Below are 14,857 nucleotides of genomic sequence, written 5' to 3'. Positions count from 1 at the left end.
GTGGACATCTCTCACGCAGTACTTACTCTCTGGTACATCTCTCAACCCAATGCGGAAGAGGTGTTGAAGACCGAGCCCAAGGCAGACCGCGGCTTTGGGCGGAAGTTCCTCGCCCAGCTAGATCCCACTTTCCCGGTCACACCGATTGGGCAATTCCCGCTCAATCGCTCCGCGCAGACGGATCCGAACGAGTACTATATCGGCGGCTACCCCGGCATCACTGTGGTGCAAACGGTGTGTGAAGGCGACTCTGTCCTCCTCTCTCAGCTGCCGGACACGCTGCTCAACGCGGTGCCCGCCCAGCGGGTTATCGCGCTGGCAAGCAACGAGAAGGAAGGCTACGCCGGCTTTGCGCTCTGGGAGGGCGGCGAGCTCAAGCGCTGCCTTTGCGCTACCCGCGAGCACCTTTATGAAGACACCGGCTTGCCCGAACCTTTCGAGGCTCCTTATTGGGCGGGCGAAAAATACGAGCCGCTGGGCGGAATCTCCCTGCCTTTCGAGCCGCAGGGCATCATGGAAGCGGCCCAAGAATACTGGCTTGGCATTGAGGTCGGGTACGAGGGCCCTGATCTCGACGTCGTGGGCTACGCGGTCGATGGCCGCCCAGAGCCGAAAATCGACCCGCGGAAGCCCAAGCGGACCGTTGGCGAGCTAGCGGCGCAATCGGCCAATAAGCTGGGGCTCAACGATTACGATGACTACGAGGATCACAACGCCGAGCCGGAATCCACCGGCGAGGAAATTATCTCCACCGCCAAGCACTTGGGCTCGCTCATTGGCAATTGGAGCGCTCAGACGTTTAGGTCGCTCAAGGAGCGCTGGCGCTCATAAAAGGAAATGGCGGCGGCGGTCGCCACATTAAGAGAATCGGTGCCAGGGGCCATCGGTATGCGTGCGCGTATATCGGTGGCCTTCATTGCGTGTTCGGTAAGGCCGGGGCCTTCCGCGCCGACGAGCATCGCCACCTTATCTAGGCCATGCATGGCCTCGGCCAAGTGCACCGCGTGGGGGTTGGGGGTTAAGGAAATGAGGGTAAAGGAGGCGTCGGCAAGCGCCTGCAAGGAACGCTGCCAGGTAGTAAACCCGCCTTCTAAATGGGCAAAGGGCAAGCGCAGCACGTGCCCCATAGACACGCGCACCGAGCGCCGGTAGAGCGGATCCGCGGCACCGGAGCCCAGCAGCACCGCATCCACGCCCATGCCGGCGGCATGGCGGAAGATGGCGCCGATATTTTCATGATCTCCCACGCCCTCGAGCACGGCGATGGTTTTTGCGGTCTCTAGGATCTCGCCCACCTCCGGCTCCGGGGCGCGATCCGCGGCGGCGACCAGCCCGCGGTGCATATCGAAGCCGGCCACCTCCGCTAGGGTCTCGCGAGAGACCTCGTAGATGGGGCACTCGGGTTCGCCATACTCGGAAATATAGGCCTCCACCTTCTTGGGAAAGCCCACAAGGCAGCGCATGGGGAACCGGGATTCGGCCAGCCGGGAGACCACCAGCGGGCCCTCAGCAATGACGAGACCCTCGCCGGACTTATCGGATTTGTTGAGGTTCCGAATATCGTCCAGGCGAGGGTCTGTGGGGTCAGTAATCAGCATGCCCTTAGGCTAGCCGATGGCATTGGAAATCGGATCCATGCCAAAGAAAATCACGAAGAGGCCAGCCAAGAGCCACATGATCCAGTGCACGTCCTTGGCCTTGCCGGCGAAGGTGGACATGAGCGCGAAGGAGATGAAGCCCACGCCGATGCCGTTGGCAATGGAATAGGTAAACGGCATGGTCACGATGGTCAGGAAGGCGGGGATGGCGATCTCCATCTTGGTCCAGCGGATCTCGGTCAGCTGCGCGGCCATCATTACGCCGACGATGACCAGCACTGGGGAGGCGGCCTCGATGGGCACGATTTCATACAGCGGCGTCAAGAACATCGCGGCGAGGAACAGCACACCGGTCATGAGGTTGGCCAGGCCGGTGCGGGCGCCATCGGCAATGCCGGCGGAGGAATCCGCAAAGACGGTATTGGAAGAAGCAGAGCCCAGGCCGCCGGCCACGGCGCCGAAGCCTTCGACGACGAGGGCCTTCTTCATATCGGGGAGGTTACCGTCGGCGTCGACAAGCTTGCCTTGCTTGCCCAGGCCGGTCATGGTGCCCATCGCATCAAAGAAGTTGGTCAGCAATAGAGTGAAAATCAGCAGCACCGTAGAGACCACGCCGATCTTGGTAAAGGCGCCCACCAGGTTCACATCGCCCACGATGGACAGATCCGGAATGCCGCCGAGCGCCTCCGGCTTCACGGGCGCGGCCATGCCCCAATCCTCGGAGCCGGTCAACGCCTGGATAATAAACGCGATGATAGTGGTCAGCACGATGGCGATAAAAAGCCCGCCCGGCACGTTCCGGATGACCATGAAGGAACAAATAATGAGGCCGATGACAAAAACCAGCGCCGGCCAGGTAGAAATCGAACCATTGATGCCCAACCCCACCGGCACGGTGGTATTCGCAGCGTCCGGCACGCGGGTGACAAAGCCACCATCCACGAGGCCAATCATGGCGATGAACATGCCGATGCCCACGCCCATCGCCGCCTTCATGGACTGCGGGATGGCGTCAAAGACGGCGGTGCGGAAACCGGAAATGGCCAGCAGGACGATGATGATGCCCTCGATAACCACCAGGCCCATGGATTCTTGCCACGTCAGCCCGCTGGTGGCGACCATGCTCACGCCCACGAAGGTATTCATGCCGAGGCCGGCGGCCATGGCGAAGGGATACTTGGCAATGGCACCGAAGAGGATGGACATGACGCCGGCGACCAGCGCGGTGGCGGCGGCGACCTGTGGCACGCCCAGCGCGTAGCCTTCCGCATCCTCGGTAGTACCAAGGATGAGCGGGTTCAAGAGGATGATATAGGCCATGGCGAAGAACGAGACCGTTCCCGCGCGTAGCTCGGTTCCAATGGAGGAACCACGTTCAGAGATATGGAAATAGCGATCGAGAGTGGCTTTCAACGCCTGCGCCTTTCACGTACAGCGAGTCTTACGCCATAAGTCTGCTGCCTTAATCCTCGATTTCAAAATCCTGGAAGATGGGCTTTTCATCATCGAAGGCCACTTCCGGGGTCTTTTCTTCCCGCACGCGCGTCTGCGAATGCGCACCGCAGCCATAGCGCGAGTGCACCACCCGGCCGTCCGCCGAGTACTCATTGGCACAGACGCCGTAGTTGTCCATCAGCTGCACATAAAACGCACAGGTGCGGCATTGCAGTCGCACCTTGGCCGCCATATCCGTATTTGGGCCGAACTCGGTGCGCCAGCGCTTCTTGGCGTCTTCCAGGCCGGACGTGGATAGGTTATCCCCGTCCAGGCGGGAATCATCCACGGCCGGTGGCATCAGGTCTCCGGGGCCAAGGTCGCCGGGCCGCACGCGGTCCTCATAGGGCACCCATTCCGGCGGCTGCAGGGCCTCCCCGCCCGGCACCAGCGCTACCTCATTGACGGTGACGTAGCGCGATCCCTCCGCGCAGGCGAGCACCGCCTGCCATTCCCAGCCGGGGTATCCAGGCATTTCTGCTTCAAATCGGTGGGTAGCAACGTTTCGGCCCATCCCGGCGACGCCGATATGCTTGCCGACGCCCCCTTCCCCCACCTCATCCAACGCCTCGCGCGCGATGCGCACGGCGCGGGAATCGATCAACGGATTTGCTTTTCGCTTACTCACGCCCCTCATTATTCATTATGGAGCGCACCCGGTGGTACATATGGTGCATGTCGTTTCTTTCCCGCGCCGCCTGCATTCTTCTGCCTTGCGCCCTCGTCGCTTGTTCCTCTACCCCAGCTGAACCCGAAGTAGAGCACCTCTCCGTCGAGGTTCTCGGCACCGCTTCCCTGCCACCCAATTCCTTTACGCAGGGCCTCGAAACCGATCCGGACGGCAACCTGCTCCTGGGCACCGGCCAATGGGGAGAATCCCGCTTGGAGCGCTTCTCCCCCGAAACCGGCGAAACCTTGGCCGAAACGCGCCTGGATAGCAGCTACTTTGGCGAGGGCATCACCCAAGCCGGCGATTCCATCTGGCAGCTAACCTGGAAGTCCGGCCAGGCCCTGAAATACGACCACGACCTACGCCAGGTAGATACCGCCACCTTCACGGGCGAGGGCTGGGGCCTGTGCAATACCGGCGAGGTTCTCCTCATGTCCGATGGCTCCGCGACCCTGCGGCACATGGACCCCGAGACCTTTGCGGAGCGCTCCACTACCGACGTCACCCTAGAGGGAAAGCCCCTCGAGGACATCAATGAACTCGAGTGCGTAGGCGATGCCGTCTACGCCAATGTCTGGATGGATGACAACATCTACCGTATCGATCCCTCCACCGGCCGCGTGACCGCCGTCATCGCAACCGACGCGATTGATAAGTCCCGCTATACCGACCCCGATGATGTCCTCAACGGCATCGCGCACATCACAGGCGATGAGTTCTGGCTTACCGGCAAGCGGTGGGAAGAACTCTTCCACGTTCGAGTAAGGTAAAGGCCCATGGCAACCCGTAAGGAAGCAAGGAAAAAGTCGCTGCTGCAGATCTTGGCCCTCATCGTGGTCGTGGCGGTCATCGTCGCCGCCGTGGTGATCTTCCAAAACTGGTGGAACCAGCGCCCGGGTCCCGATCCCCGCGACATCACGGTCACCGCCTCCGTGGGCGATAAGTCCATCGACGTCGCCCCGTACATTGCATGCGAGCCCGGCACCGAATGCCCGGAAGGCGAGGTCCCGAACCTCACCGTGGGGGATGATGACACCCTCAAACTCGATATTCCCGAAGAAATCTCCGACCACGAGTGGAAGATTCTTTCCATCTACGATGACCCCGCCGCCAACGATGAAACCGCACACGGCGCGAACGAGACCACCGAGGTATCGATCCCCGGCTCGGTAGACCCCATCAAGGCCTCTACCGGCAAGCGCCCCCGCCTCAAGGTGGTGGAGATTTCCTCCATGATGATCGGCACCGATGACAACGGTGACGAAACTCCCTTGGCCACCGTGTGGTCGCTGACCACGATGACCGATAAAGAACGAGAAGCCTCCGCGGAGGAATCCACGAAGGCTTCTGATTAGCTATCCAAATCCTTCGCGATTGCGCGGAGGATTTCTGCTACCTGGCGCCCAGTCTTGCGCTCCGGGTAGCGGCCGGAATTGAGCACCGGCTGAATCTGCGACTCCAGCAAGGTCATCACGTCAGAGACCATGCTGCCGAGTTCTTCCGGCTTGCGGGCCGGGGTGCGGCGACGCGGCTTATCCAATACTTTGACCCGCAGCGCCTGCGGACCGCGGCGCCCGGCCGCGAAGTCGAAGTCGATGCGCTGGCCGGGGAACAGTTCCTCTACTCCCTTGGGCAGCACGTTGCGGCCAACATAAACGTCTTCATCGCCCGGGTTGCTGACGAAACCGAAACCTTTCTCGGCGTCATACCACTTCACTTTGCCAATAGGCATAGGTACCCACCTCTTCTCTAGGGGAAAATCTTTATTTTAGCCGCCTGGTCAAAACAACAGAAGTCGCGCACTCTGCCGCGACACACCCGCGTTACATGACACAGATCACAGATTATTGCTCACCTGCAAAAACACCCCCTCACCCACCACATTTGTCCCATTTCTTTCCCGTTTAGTGCCCATAACGTGACACTTTCGTTATAAACCGCTACGCTGTCCTCCAGACACTTAAGAGCCGTTAAGAAAGTTGCCCTCGCCCGCCCTTTCTTTTTGGTACATATTTTTGCACTTAATGCGGGCACACAGAGAGGACTAACTACATGGGACGCCACTCCGCTAAGAACCGTATGGCCGCTAAGTTCACCGCCGGCACCGTCGCCTTCGGCGCCGCCGCTGCCATCATGGCACCGACCGCATCCGCTGCCCCAGATTCCGACTGGGACCGCCTGGCACAGTGCGAGTCCGGCGGCAACTGGCACATCAACACCGGCAACGGCTACCAGGGCGGGCTGCAGTTCAACCCGCAGACCTGGCAGGCCAATGGTGGCGGCCAGTTCGCTGCTACCGCTGACCAGGCTACCCGCGAGCAGCAGATTGTCGTCGCTGAGCGCGTGCTTGCTTCCCAGGGCTGGGGCGCATGGCCGGCTTGCTCCGCTTCCCTCGGCCTGAACTCCGCTCCGACCCAGCGCACTGCTCCGTCCGCTGCCCCTAAGGCTCCGGCCCAGGCACCGGCTCCGGTAAAGCAGGCTGCCGCTCAGAAGTCCGACGAGCTGGCTGTTGATGCTCTGTACAACACCATCAAGAATGCCGCTAACTCCTACGGCCTGGCACTGCCTGCGCAGTTCACCGAGCTGTACAAGGCTAACCGCCACGACTTCAACAACTTCTACTCTGCCAACCGCAACGTCATCGACCCGATTGCGCAGATGATTGAGAACATCACCCGCTAAGACATAGCGATAAAGGGCCCTTTGCAATAGCAATGGGCCCTTTTTGTATGGAAGAAAAATCCCCGCACCAAGGCGGGGAAATACTCTAGCGATTGATGCGAGTATAAGGGTGAACGTAGTTCAGCTTCTCTGCCGGCATCGGCAAGATCAGATCATCGCCGTAGGGGCTGGACGCACCAGCAAAAGGCGCAGAGATTTCCGTGATTGCGTGCTCGCGATTTTCGTTCTTCGGCCAAGCCGGGGAAACGTGACCCTTCTTCTGATTCGACATAGCCCTTATTATTTCAAACCTTGCGCAAAAACGTAACTCAAACGATAACTAAACTGGGGTGACATCATGCCTCAGTCTTCCCACCTCCCGCATTTCCGCACGTGGCTCGCCTCCCTTGAGGAAGAAGAGCTCGCCACCATCCTCCGCAACCGGCCGGATGTGCTCAATCCGCTACCCCCGAGCATCGCCGCGCTCGCTACCCGCCTGCTCCTGCGCACCTCCATCGCTCGGGCTTTAATGAACTGCACTGCACGGCAGCTTGCGGAAATCGAAGACATCGCGCGCCGCGGAGGAGAACTCGAAGAGGTAGAAGACCTTAATCCGAATATCACCCGCCAGCTCAAGGAGCGCGGCCTAGCCTACGGCAACATCCTCATCCCACCCGAGGTCATGCCTGCCCTTCCCACGGGCTGGTCCCTCCTCGACCAGGTTCAGGTCAGCCCGGAGGACATCGCCGAGCTGCCGGACGAAGAACGGAAGGTCCTCGAGACCCTATCGCGCTCCAATGGCCTGGGTACCACGCGAGATGCGGCCATCGATGCGGATCCGGGCCGGCCGATTCCGCGGCTCATCGCCAAGCAGCTGCTCCAGCGCGTGGACGCCACCACCGTCCGCCTGCCGCGCGCCGTGCACCTTGCGCTCAACGGCAAGCCCACCGCCCCAATCCCAGTAGAGGGAATCACCGAATCCCCCGCCCCGGATTCCAAGGCCGATGATGCCGGTACCGCGGCCGGCCTTTCCGCTGTGCGCGGCATGCAGCGCGTCATTGACGCCCTAGGCGCACGGCCGATAGAACTGCTCAAGGACAAGACCGTCGGCGTTCGCCAACTCACCAACCTGAGCAAAACCCTCACTATCGATGAAGGAGAGCTGCGTCGCCTCATTGAGCTCGGCATGAGCGCCCGCCTGCTCAGCCGCGGCGAACCGAAAAACTCCGACGGCAATTTCCTCGCGCCAACGGAGCTAGCCCAGGCCTGGCTCGACGCGAGCCTCGCCGAAAAGTGGCAGGTCCTGCTCGAGGCGTGGACTGCCTCCCCATGGACCAAGGAAGGCCGCACGCTAGCGCACACCAATGACCGGCTTCCTGGCTTCAGGGACAAAGTCCTGCAGGTCTACCTGCGCGGGGCGAAGCCCAGCTTCGAGGAGTCCCTACGCTTCCACTTTCCGCTCTTTGCCACGCACACTTCGGACGAGACCATCGCCGAACTCCGCGCGGAAGCCGAGTGGATCGGCGCCATTGCCCTTGAGCGCCCCACCAGCGTGCTTATCGACGGCCCCGAAGCCGCCACCCGCCTCACCCCCGACACGGTCGATTACTTCCTCATCCAAGCGGATATGACCGTCCTGGTTCCCGGCCCGCTCGATCCGGAGACCCACCAGCGGCTCGAATCCGTCGCCGACCTCGAGTCCCCTGGCCTGGCCAGTGTCTACCGCATCTCGGACGCTTCCCTGCGCCGCGGGCTCGATCGTGGCATGACTGGGGAGGAAATCCAGGCCTTCTTCGCAGCCCACGGGGAGGTACCGCAGACGCTGGAGTTCCACATCGGGGACGTCGCCAAGCGCCATGGCACCCTGCGCTCCGGCCCAGCGCTGTCCTACCTGCGCAGCGAGGACCCGGCTCTCCTCCAGATTGCGCTCAAGACAGCGCCCTTGCGCCTGCTCGCGCCCACCGTAGCGGTGTCCCAATTGCCGGTGCACGACCTGCTGGAGCGCCTGCGCGAGCACGGACTCTCTCCAGCGGCCGAGGACGAAAGCGGCGCCAGCCTCACCGTCGCGCCCGAACCGGCCACCCTGCCGACGCCCACCGCCCGTCGTGCCACCGCTTCCCCGGACATCGCGAAGGCCATGCGCACCCTGCGCGACGACGCCGCCCCTACTACTTCCAGCCTCGACATAGTCCACGCCGCCGCGCGCACTGCCCGGCCGATCACCATCGGCTATGCGGACAAAAACGGCAACGAAAAGAAACGCACCGTCACCCCGCTGACCGTGGCGGGAGGGCAAATCGACGCTCGCGCGGCCGATGGCTCTACCATCCGGTTTCCCTTGCACCGAATCACCTCCGTTACGCTGGAGCCATGAACGGACCATTGATTGTGCAGTCGGATAAGACCGTCCTGCTCGAGGTGGATCACGCCCAAGCCGCTGAGGCCCGCGCCGCGCTCGCTCCCTTTGCGGAGCTCGAGCGCGCCCCCGAGCACGTGCACACCTACCGCATCACCCCGCTCGCGCTGTGGAATGCCCGCGCGGCCGGGCACGACGCTGAGCAGGTCGTCGACGTCCTAGAAACCTACTCCCGCTTTCCGGTCCCCCAAGCCCTGCTTGTCGACGTCGCCGAAACCATGTCCCGCTACGGCCGCGTCCGCCTCCACGCCCACCCGGCCCACGGCCTCATCCTCGAGTCCGATGAGCCGCCCATCCTGGAAGAACTTACCCGCGGAGCTACCGGAAAACTCCTCGGCGCCCGCATCGACGAGAACTCCATCGCCGTCCCGCCCTCCGAGCGCGGCCGCCTTAAACAAGCCCTCCTCAAGGCCGGTTGGCCGGCCGAGGATCTCGCCGGTTACGTCGATGGCGAGTCCCATCCCATCGCCCTCAATCAGGACGGCTGGCAGCTACGCGACTACCAGCAGTACGCCACCGAGGCCTTCTGGTCCGGCGGTTCCGGCGTCGTCGTATTACCGTGCGGCGCTGGAAAAACCATCGTCGGCGCGGCTGCGATGGCCAAGGCGGAATCCACAACGCTCATCCTGGTCACCAATACCGTCGCCGGCCGCCAATGGCGCGACGAGCTCCTGCGCCGCACCACCCTGACCGAAAACGAAATCGGCGAATACTCCGGCGAAAAGAAGGAAATCAAACCCATCACCATCGCCACCTACCAGGTGGTCACCCGCAAAACCAAGGGCGAATACCGCGCCCTCGAGCTCTTCGATTCCCGCGACTGGGGCCTCATCATCTACGACGAGGTCCATCTCCTTCCCGCCCCGGTGTTCCGCATGACGTCGGACCTTCAATCGCGGCGTCGACTAGGGCTTACCGCTACCCTCGTGCGCGAGGACGGCCGCGAAGGCGACGTCTTCTCCCTCATCGGCCCCAAGCGCTACGACGCCCCATGGAAAGAACTCGAGATGGCCGGCTATATCGCCACCGCCGAATGCATCGAGGTCCGCGTGGATATGGACGCCGAGGAACGCATGCTTTATGCCACCGCCCAACCTCGCGACCGCTACCGCATCGCCGCCCAAGCCGCCGCCAAGCTCCATGCGGTGGACAAGATCCTGGCCCGGCACCCACAGCAGGCGCTCATCATCGGCGGTTATGTCGACCAGCTCAAAGAGCTCGGCGCGCATCTCGACGCCCCCGTTATCGACGGTTCCACCTCCACCGCCAAGCGCGAGCGCCTCTTCCAACAATTTCGCGACGGCACACTTCCTGTTCTCGTGGTGTCCAAGGTGGCCAATTTCTCCATCGATCTTCCCGAGGCAGCCCTAGCCATCCAGGTCTCCGGTACCTTCGGCTCCCGCCAAGAGGAGGCCCAACGCCTCGGCCGACTGCTGCGCCCCAAGGAAGAGGAAGCCCTCTTCTATTCGCTGGTCACCCGCGATAGCCTCGATGCGGACTACGCCGTGCACCGCCAGCGTTTCCTCGCCGAGCAAGGATATGCCTACCGGCTTATCGACGCACTAGACTTGGAACAATGAAAATCTTCAAGTTCGACGTAGACGAGTCCTTTGCCAAGGCCAATAACGAGCTCTTGCGCGATTCCAACCGCCTTCGCATCTCCGGCCTCGTGCTGGGCATCCTGCTCATCATCGGCGGCGCGGCCATCTGGTGGGGATTTTCCTGGGGCATTACCATCGGCCTCGGCATGATCCTTTTCGGAATCATGGTGGCCATCGTCGGCTTCGCCGCCGCCCGTAAAGTCGGCACCGCCCAGCAACTCTATGACTCCTATCCCCTTGCTCCGGCTGTCATCGCTGAGGTCAATGAACGCGACATGGTCCTGCTCGCCCTGGTCAACACCAACGTGGATCCTTCCCTGGCTCCCCGCTGGGCTGCTTGCCTGCGCACCGTGACTGCCATTCCCGGCACTCAGCGCACCGTAGGCACCAAGGTTCCCGTCGCCGCTGTGTCCGGCCGCGCGGACAACAACCACTGGCAGCAAATCACCCCTATGCCCATCGCGTGGGGCACCCCCGACGCCGAAACCGTCACCATTGCCCGGAAAGCCATCCCCCAAGATCAGTGGCAGCGTCTCGAGCGCGCCCGCAAGCGCCTTTCCGACGTAAAAGCTACGAAGTTCGACCTCCTAGTTCTCTAGGGCTCCACAAACCTTTCTGGATAAAGCATTACTTCTAGGAGCGGGTCCGGCCACTTGTTGAGAACTATCTGGGCGACCTCTTCCTCCCTTTCGGGGAAATGATCCCTCGCTAGTTCCACCCAGAATTGCCCGCAGGACCGCGCCTGCCAATCTGGATCAGATTCGGTTCCACGCTTCGCGTACTCCCACGCAGCGTCATACTCACCGATTTCTTCTAAGGCTTTAGCTGTCTCTTCGAAATAAACCGCGTAGCTACCCTCAGCCAAGTGCGTACGAATGATTGCTTCGACGTCTTGATCTAAAACCGCAAAGCGCTTCTCCATATACTTGCGGCGGATAACATCTGCGTTTTCCGTCCAAGCGCGCGCCCGAGCCAGGCCGTCTTCTCCGAGGACCGTTGAATATGCAACAGGGTCAAGATCGAAATAATCAACCCCGTTGCTCTCATGGAAATCAATGAACCACTCGGCCAGCTCCATTGGCGCAGGCTTGGCGCGCTGTGCGCTCTTAGCATGGAGCTCGATAAGCTCTTCAACAACCTCACTTAACATGCCAAGTGAGTCATCCGCATTGGCTATCACATCTACGGCAATCTCCAGCGCTTCTTGCACAACCGAGAATACTTGGGCTGGATCCTCCGAAGGGTCCTCCACGGCAAAATCGAGCACGCCAATTCCATCTTGCATTTTCAGTGCACGTCTAGCTGCCCGATCCTCATCAAGAAAGGATCGGGTCCTACTCTGAAAAAATGGCAAGGCGATGACAGCCAGTGAGCTCATCAGTTCAGCCTCCTCGGTAGGCTGTCAGCCCATTCTAACGGCGTCCGCTAATCTTCGGAGGTCTTCCTTTCTGTTCTTTGTTGTTGGTGTGTGAGGTATTGGGCCCAGGTGTGGTTCCAGTGGGTGTGGTGTGTGGCTAGTGGTCCGGTGGGGTGGTCTAGTTGGTAGGTGCCGTCGCGGTGGAGCCAGGCGATGGTTCCGGTGATGGGGTCGAGGATGTAATGGATTCTGCGGTCGGTTTTGATGTTGTGGTGGTGTTGGCAGAGGTTGACTAAATTATCTGGGCTGGTTGGCCCGCCGAGGTGGTATTCGATGCGGTGGTCGAGTTGGCATCTAGTGGCGGGGATGGTGCAGCCGGGCCAGCGGCAGGTAGCGTCTCTGCCTTGGGTGTAGGCGCGGATGTCGGTGCTGGGGGTATAAGAGTGTACCTCGTCGGCTAAGAGTCGGCGGATGAAGGTGTTGTCCGTGGGGGCATGGTCGAGGTTTATCCATCCGGCACCGGGGTGGAAGACGAGGTTGGTGTCAGGGTTGGTGGTAAACGTGTTGATGGCAACACTGGTGTGGGTGTCTTCGAGGATGAGGTCGATGAGTGCTTGTGCGGCGGTGGTTGTGGTCTGGTTGGTGTAGGCGTCGATGTGGCGGGCGATGATGGTGGCGGTGGCACTATCGCAGGTCAAAGATAGTGTGGTGGTGTTATCCGGGTTGTAGTTGATGCGCAGACGCGGTTCGGGTTGTTGTTCTTTGTCTTCGGGGCGCAGGTGGGTGTCGATGAAGGTGCGGATGAAGCGGCGCAGATCCGCGTCGGTGGGGACTGTTTGGTTGGGTGTGGTGGGGGTGAGGAAGTCTGCGAGTGCGGCGTCGATGGCTTCAAGATGCTCTGGGTTATCTTCAAGCCTGTTGAGTTCGCGATCGATGATGCGCAGTTTGATCAGGTCGAGTATCCAGTGCTGGCCTTGGACTTCGGTGACTAGGGGTAGTTGGCGCATGCGGAAGTGGGCGCGCAGGAAGCCTAGGAGTTTGTTGTAGGAGATGCCGAGGTCTTTGGCGAGGCTGGTGAGGCTCAGATCGACGTCGTCGTCTAGTTGGGGGAGGATGGCGCGGTAGAGGAACCAGGAGGTTTTGCGTGTGTAGGTGCCGGCTTTGCCGATGTGGTTGCCGGGTGCGTTGGTGGTGTAGAACGCTTCCGGCACATCACCATCGTCTAGGTGATCGATGTCGGGGTGGTCACCTATGAGGAGGGTGTCTGGGTAGTCGAGGGTTGTATCTGGTTCGGGTCGGGTGAGTGTGGCAGTCATGGGGCGGGGCACTCCAGCAGAGAAGAACAAAGTTCGTATGTGTTTTCTAATGAGTGCCTTTATAGTATCCCGGCTGGTGGACATGTGTCCCCTGTGGGGGTGTTTATGTTCGAATAGGCTCCCCTAAATCCGCAGGGATCCCGAGAGTCGCGCCACGACCAGCAACGGGGGTAAAAGCAAAGGTTTAGGGTTGGGCGGCGTCGGCAAGCTGGTTGCGAATTTCAGGGCAGTCAGCAAACTTTCGCTGTAGGCGACCTAAGAAGTCCTCAAATGAAGCCAGGTCAGCTGCCTTCTGAACTTTCCCGAGCAACCCATACGCTTGTTCGCGACCATAGGCAGTTTTTGTTTCCAGCTTATCCTCTATAAGTTGCAGAAGAACGGGAATGGTCTCGTCCGGTAGGTACGGAAGAAGTTGTTCTGCCACATTGCGTTGGAGCCCAGCGTCCGAGGCTGTCGCCCATGCTCGTTGCGGATCGCGTAGGCACTGATACTGAAACATTGCAAGATCCCAGGGCTTATCGCACAGCCGAGCCTCGATGTGCTCCACTACGCTATCCCCCACCGCCGCAAAAAGACCTTTCGCTGTCGAAAGCCGTGGAAACGCGTCGAAAACTCGCTCATTGACGTAAGGGCTGCGGTGAGGAAAGTGGACGTCGGTAATCGCGGCCCAACCACCAGCAATATTGAACGTTTCCTCAGCGGGGAGGATTCGCATCGCTTCTTCCGAGTACGTGTAAGCAAGGTCGAACCGGCCGATCTCCGAAAGCCCGCTAATGAGCTGCTCGTATCCGTCCGTGTGGGTACGAAATACCTCCTCGACAGAACCGGAAAGCACCGCTAACCGACGACCGACATACTCACCCTGCGCACGCTCGCGCAGCTCTTTGAGGCCTGCAGGTCCTAAAGCCTCCGCGTACTGTACGGGGTCGATATCAACCTGCTCCGCATACGGCGATTCAAGAACGCCCAAAAGCCACTCGACTAAGCGCAGCCCGTCGACCTGGGCCAATCGGGCAGCCTGAGGTAGTTCCTGGGCCAAGCGTTCCGCGCTCCAGATCACGGACCCAAATGGATCATTAGCCAGCGGCAACTGTAGCAGAACCTCTTCTAGCGCCCGTTGCGCGACCGGGAAGACATCGTAAGGCTCTATTGACTTGACGCCTTGGCTGGTCAGGTGTTGAGGCTCATCAATTGCCACATTCAAAAGCACACCGGCCTGCCACACCTGGTCGGCGTACGCCCGTGAATCGTCAGGGTCAGTCAGATTCAAACCGGAGGGGTTTACAAGGGTGTTGGTTGCTTCGTCAAGCGTCTGCACTACTTCTGGCATTCCTTTAGATCCGCGAGAAACTCCTTAAGCGTTTCCGTGAGCTCCCAGATTTGGTTACGCTCCTCCTCAAACATGCGGTCAACGAGGAAATCCACGCCGACCAAATCATCCGGATGCAAGCTATCCAAATAAGCCAGGAGCTTATCGACGCCTTCGAGTCCAAGAATTCCTTGCTCGACCTGGTCCGCCACATAAGAAATTTGCTTTTGGTCCATGGTGAGGAGAATAGCAAAACGTGAAAAAGAAGGAGGCGGTGGTGTACCGTCTCCTTCTCATTAGACTGTATTTTGTTGTGTTTTGTTGTTTGGTGTCGGCGGTGACTTACTCTCCCACAACCTCCCGGTTGCAGTACCATCAGCGTGTGCAGGCTTAGCTTCCGGGTTCGGAATGGGACCGGGCGTTTCCCTGCAGCTA

General features: G+C 60.5%; 16 protein-coding genes and 1 rRNA gene. 7 read left to right on the top strand and 10 right to left on the bottom strand.

Translation table 11 applies throughout. The features are described 5' to 3' along the window. Positions 1–831, top strand: coding sequence for a hypothetical protein (locus MHY22_RS10135; protein ID WP_239279178.1), 831 nt, complete (start codon positions 1–3; stop codon positions 829–831). On the opposite strand, the gene MHY22_RS10130 is transcribed toward MHY22_RS10135, so the two are convergent. The 3 genes from MHY22_RS10130 to MHY22_RS10120 are packed head-to-tail and all read right to left on the bottom strand — an operon-like array spanning position 792 to position 3,729. Further along, positions 792–1,598, bottom strand: a complete 807-nt coding sequence (locus tag MHY22_RS10130) for an RNA methyltransferase (protein WP_239279176.1) — start codon at positions 1,596–1,598, stop codon at positions 792–794. The two genes, MHY22_RS10135 and MHY22_RS10130, sit on opposite strands and share 40 nt — an antisense overlap. A 9-nt stretch (positions 1,599–1,607) precedes the next feature. Beyond that, positions 1,608–3,011, bottom strand: a complete 1,404-nt coding sequence (locus MHY22_RS10125) for an NCS2 family permease (RefSeq protein ID WP_239279174.1) — start codon at positions 3,009–3,011, stop codon at positions 1,608–1,610. Positions 3,012–3,060: 49 nt separating this feature from the next. Continuing rightward, positions 3,061–3,729, bottom strand: coding sequence for a DUF3027 domain-containing protein (locus MHY22_RS10120; RefSeq protein WP_239279172.1), 669 nt, complete (start codon positions 3,727–3,729; stop codon positions 3,061–3,063). A 38-nt stretch (positions 3,730–3,767) separates the two neighbouring features. Here MHY22_RS10120 and MHY22_RS10115 point away from each other — a divergent pair, with 38 nt between their 5' ends. Both MHY22_RS10115 and MHY22_RS10110 read left to right on the top strand, forming a co-directional pair. After that, on the top strand, positions 3,768–4,532 hold the full coding sequence (locus MHY22_RS10115) for a glutaminyl-peptide cyclotransferase (RefSeq protein WP_239279171.1): 765 nt from the start codon (positions 3,768–3,770) through the stop codon (positions 4,530–4,532). 6 nt (positions 4,533–4,538) lie between these two features. Beyond that, positions 4,539–5,117 carry a DUF2771 domain-containing protein gene (locus MHY22_RS10110; protein ID WP_239194160.1) on the top strand — a complete coding sequence of 193 codons (579 nt, stop codon included), beginning with the start codon at positions 4,539–4,541 and terminating at the stop codon, positions 5,115–5,117. Here the strand turns inward: MHY22_RS10110 and MHY22_RS10105 are convergent. Continuing rightward, positions 5,114–5,494, bottom strand: a complete 381-nt coding sequence (locus MHY22_RS10105; protein WP_005323875.1) for a cold-shock protein — start codon at positions 5,492–5,494, stop codon at positions 5,114–5,116. The two genes, MHY22_RS10110 and MHY22_RS10105, sit on opposite strands and share 4 nt — an antisense overlap. 320 nt (positions 5,495–5,814) lie before the next feature. On the opposite strand from MHY22_RS10105, the gene MHY22_RS10100 reads away from it, so the two are divergent. Continuing rightward, the gene (locus MHY22_RS10100) at positions 5,815–6,444 is read left to right on the top strand and encodes a resuscitation-promoting factor Rpf1 domain-containing protein (protein ID WP_049378817.1); all 630 of its coding nucleotides are present in this window, start codon (positions 5,815–5,817) and stop codon (positions 6,442–6,444) included. 85 nt (positions 6,445–6,529) lie between these two features. Here the strand turns inward: MHY22_RS10100 and MHY22_RS10095 are convergent, their stop codons facing one another. Beyond that, entirely contained in the window at positions 6,530–6,715 is a 186-nt protein-coding gene (locus MHY22_RS10095; RefSeq protein ID WP_005329460.1) for a hypothetical protein, read from the bottom strand. A gap of 66 nt (positions 6,716–6,781) precedes the next feature. Between MHY22_RS10095 and MHY22_RS10090 the strand changes: the two genes are divergently transcribed. Genes MHY22_RS10090 through MHY22_RS10080 form a run of 3 tightly spaced genes read left to right on the top strand, consistent with a single transcriptional unit; the run spans position 6,782 to position 11,039 of the window. After that, positions 6,782–8,797, top strand: coding sequence for a helicase-associated domain-containing protein (locus MHY22_RS10090; protein WP_239279169.1), 2,016 nt, complete (start codon positions 6,782–6,784; stop codon positions 8,795–8,797). Beyond that, entirely contained in the window at positions 8,794–10,419 is a 1,626-nt protein-coding gene (locus MHY22_RS10085; protein ID WP_239279167.1) for a DNA repair helicase XPB, read from the top strand. Before MHY22_RS10090 ends, MHY22_RS10085 begins: the two co-directional genes overlap by 4 nt. Further along, complete coding sequence (locus MHY22_RS10080) at positions 10,416–11,039, top strand: DUF3239 domain-containing protein (protein ID WP_239279165.1); 624 nt, start codon at positions 10,416–10,418, stop codon at positions 11,037–11,039. Before MHY22_RS10085 ends, MHY22_RS10080 begins: the two co-directional genes overlap by 4 nt. On the opposite strand, the gene MHY22_RS10075 is transcribed toward MHY22_RS10080, so the two are convergent. The 5 genes from MHY22_RS10075 to rrf form a co-directional block, all read right to left on the bottom strand. Beyond that, the gene (locus tag MHY22_RS10075) at positions 11,036–11,818 is read right to left on the bottom strand and encodes a hypothetical protein (protein ID WP_239279163.1); all 783 of its coding nucleotides are present in this window, start codon (positions 11,816–11,818) and stop codon (positions 11,036–11,038) included. The genes MHY22_RS10080 and MHY22_RS10075 overlap by 4 nt on opposite strands. Positions 11,819–11,865: 47 nt before the next feature. Beyond that, the gene (locus MHY22_RS10070) at positions 11,866–13,113 is read right to left on the bottom strand and encodes an HNH endonuclease signature motif containing protein (RefSeq protein ID WP_239279161.1); all 1,248 of its coding nucleotides are present in this window, start codon (positions 13,111–13,113) and stop codon (positions 11,866–11,868) included. Between the two features lie 184 nt (positions 13,114–13,297). Beyond that, positions 13,298–14,431 (bottom strand): hypothetical protein, encoded by a 1,134-nt coding sequence (locus MHY22_RS10065; RefSeq protein WP_239279159.1) that lies wholly within the window; start codon positions 14,429–14,431, stop codon positions 13,298–13,300. Further along, positions 14,431–14,658: a tRNA 2-thiouridine-synthesizing protein gene (locus tag MHY22_RS10060; RefSeq protein WP_239279157.1), complete on the bottom strand. Its 228-nt coding sequence runs from the start codon at positions 14,656–14,658 to the stop codon at positions 14,431–14,433. Before MHY22_RS10060 ends, MHY22_RS10065 begins: the two co-directional genes overlap by 1 nt. A gap of 93 nt (positions 14,659–14,751) precedes the next feature. Continuing rightward, a 5S ribosomal RNA gene (rrf, locus tag MHY22_RS10055) occupies positions 14,752–14,857 on the bottom strand; the annotation flags it as partial.

This window comes from Corynebacterium sp. ACRPO, assembly GCF_022347205.1.
GTDB lineage: Bacteria > Actinomycetota > Actinomycetes > Mycobacteriales > Mycobacteriaceae > Corynebacterium.
Note: the sequence above shows the minus strand (reverse complement) of the source record. Positions and strands in the feature narration are given on the sequence as shown.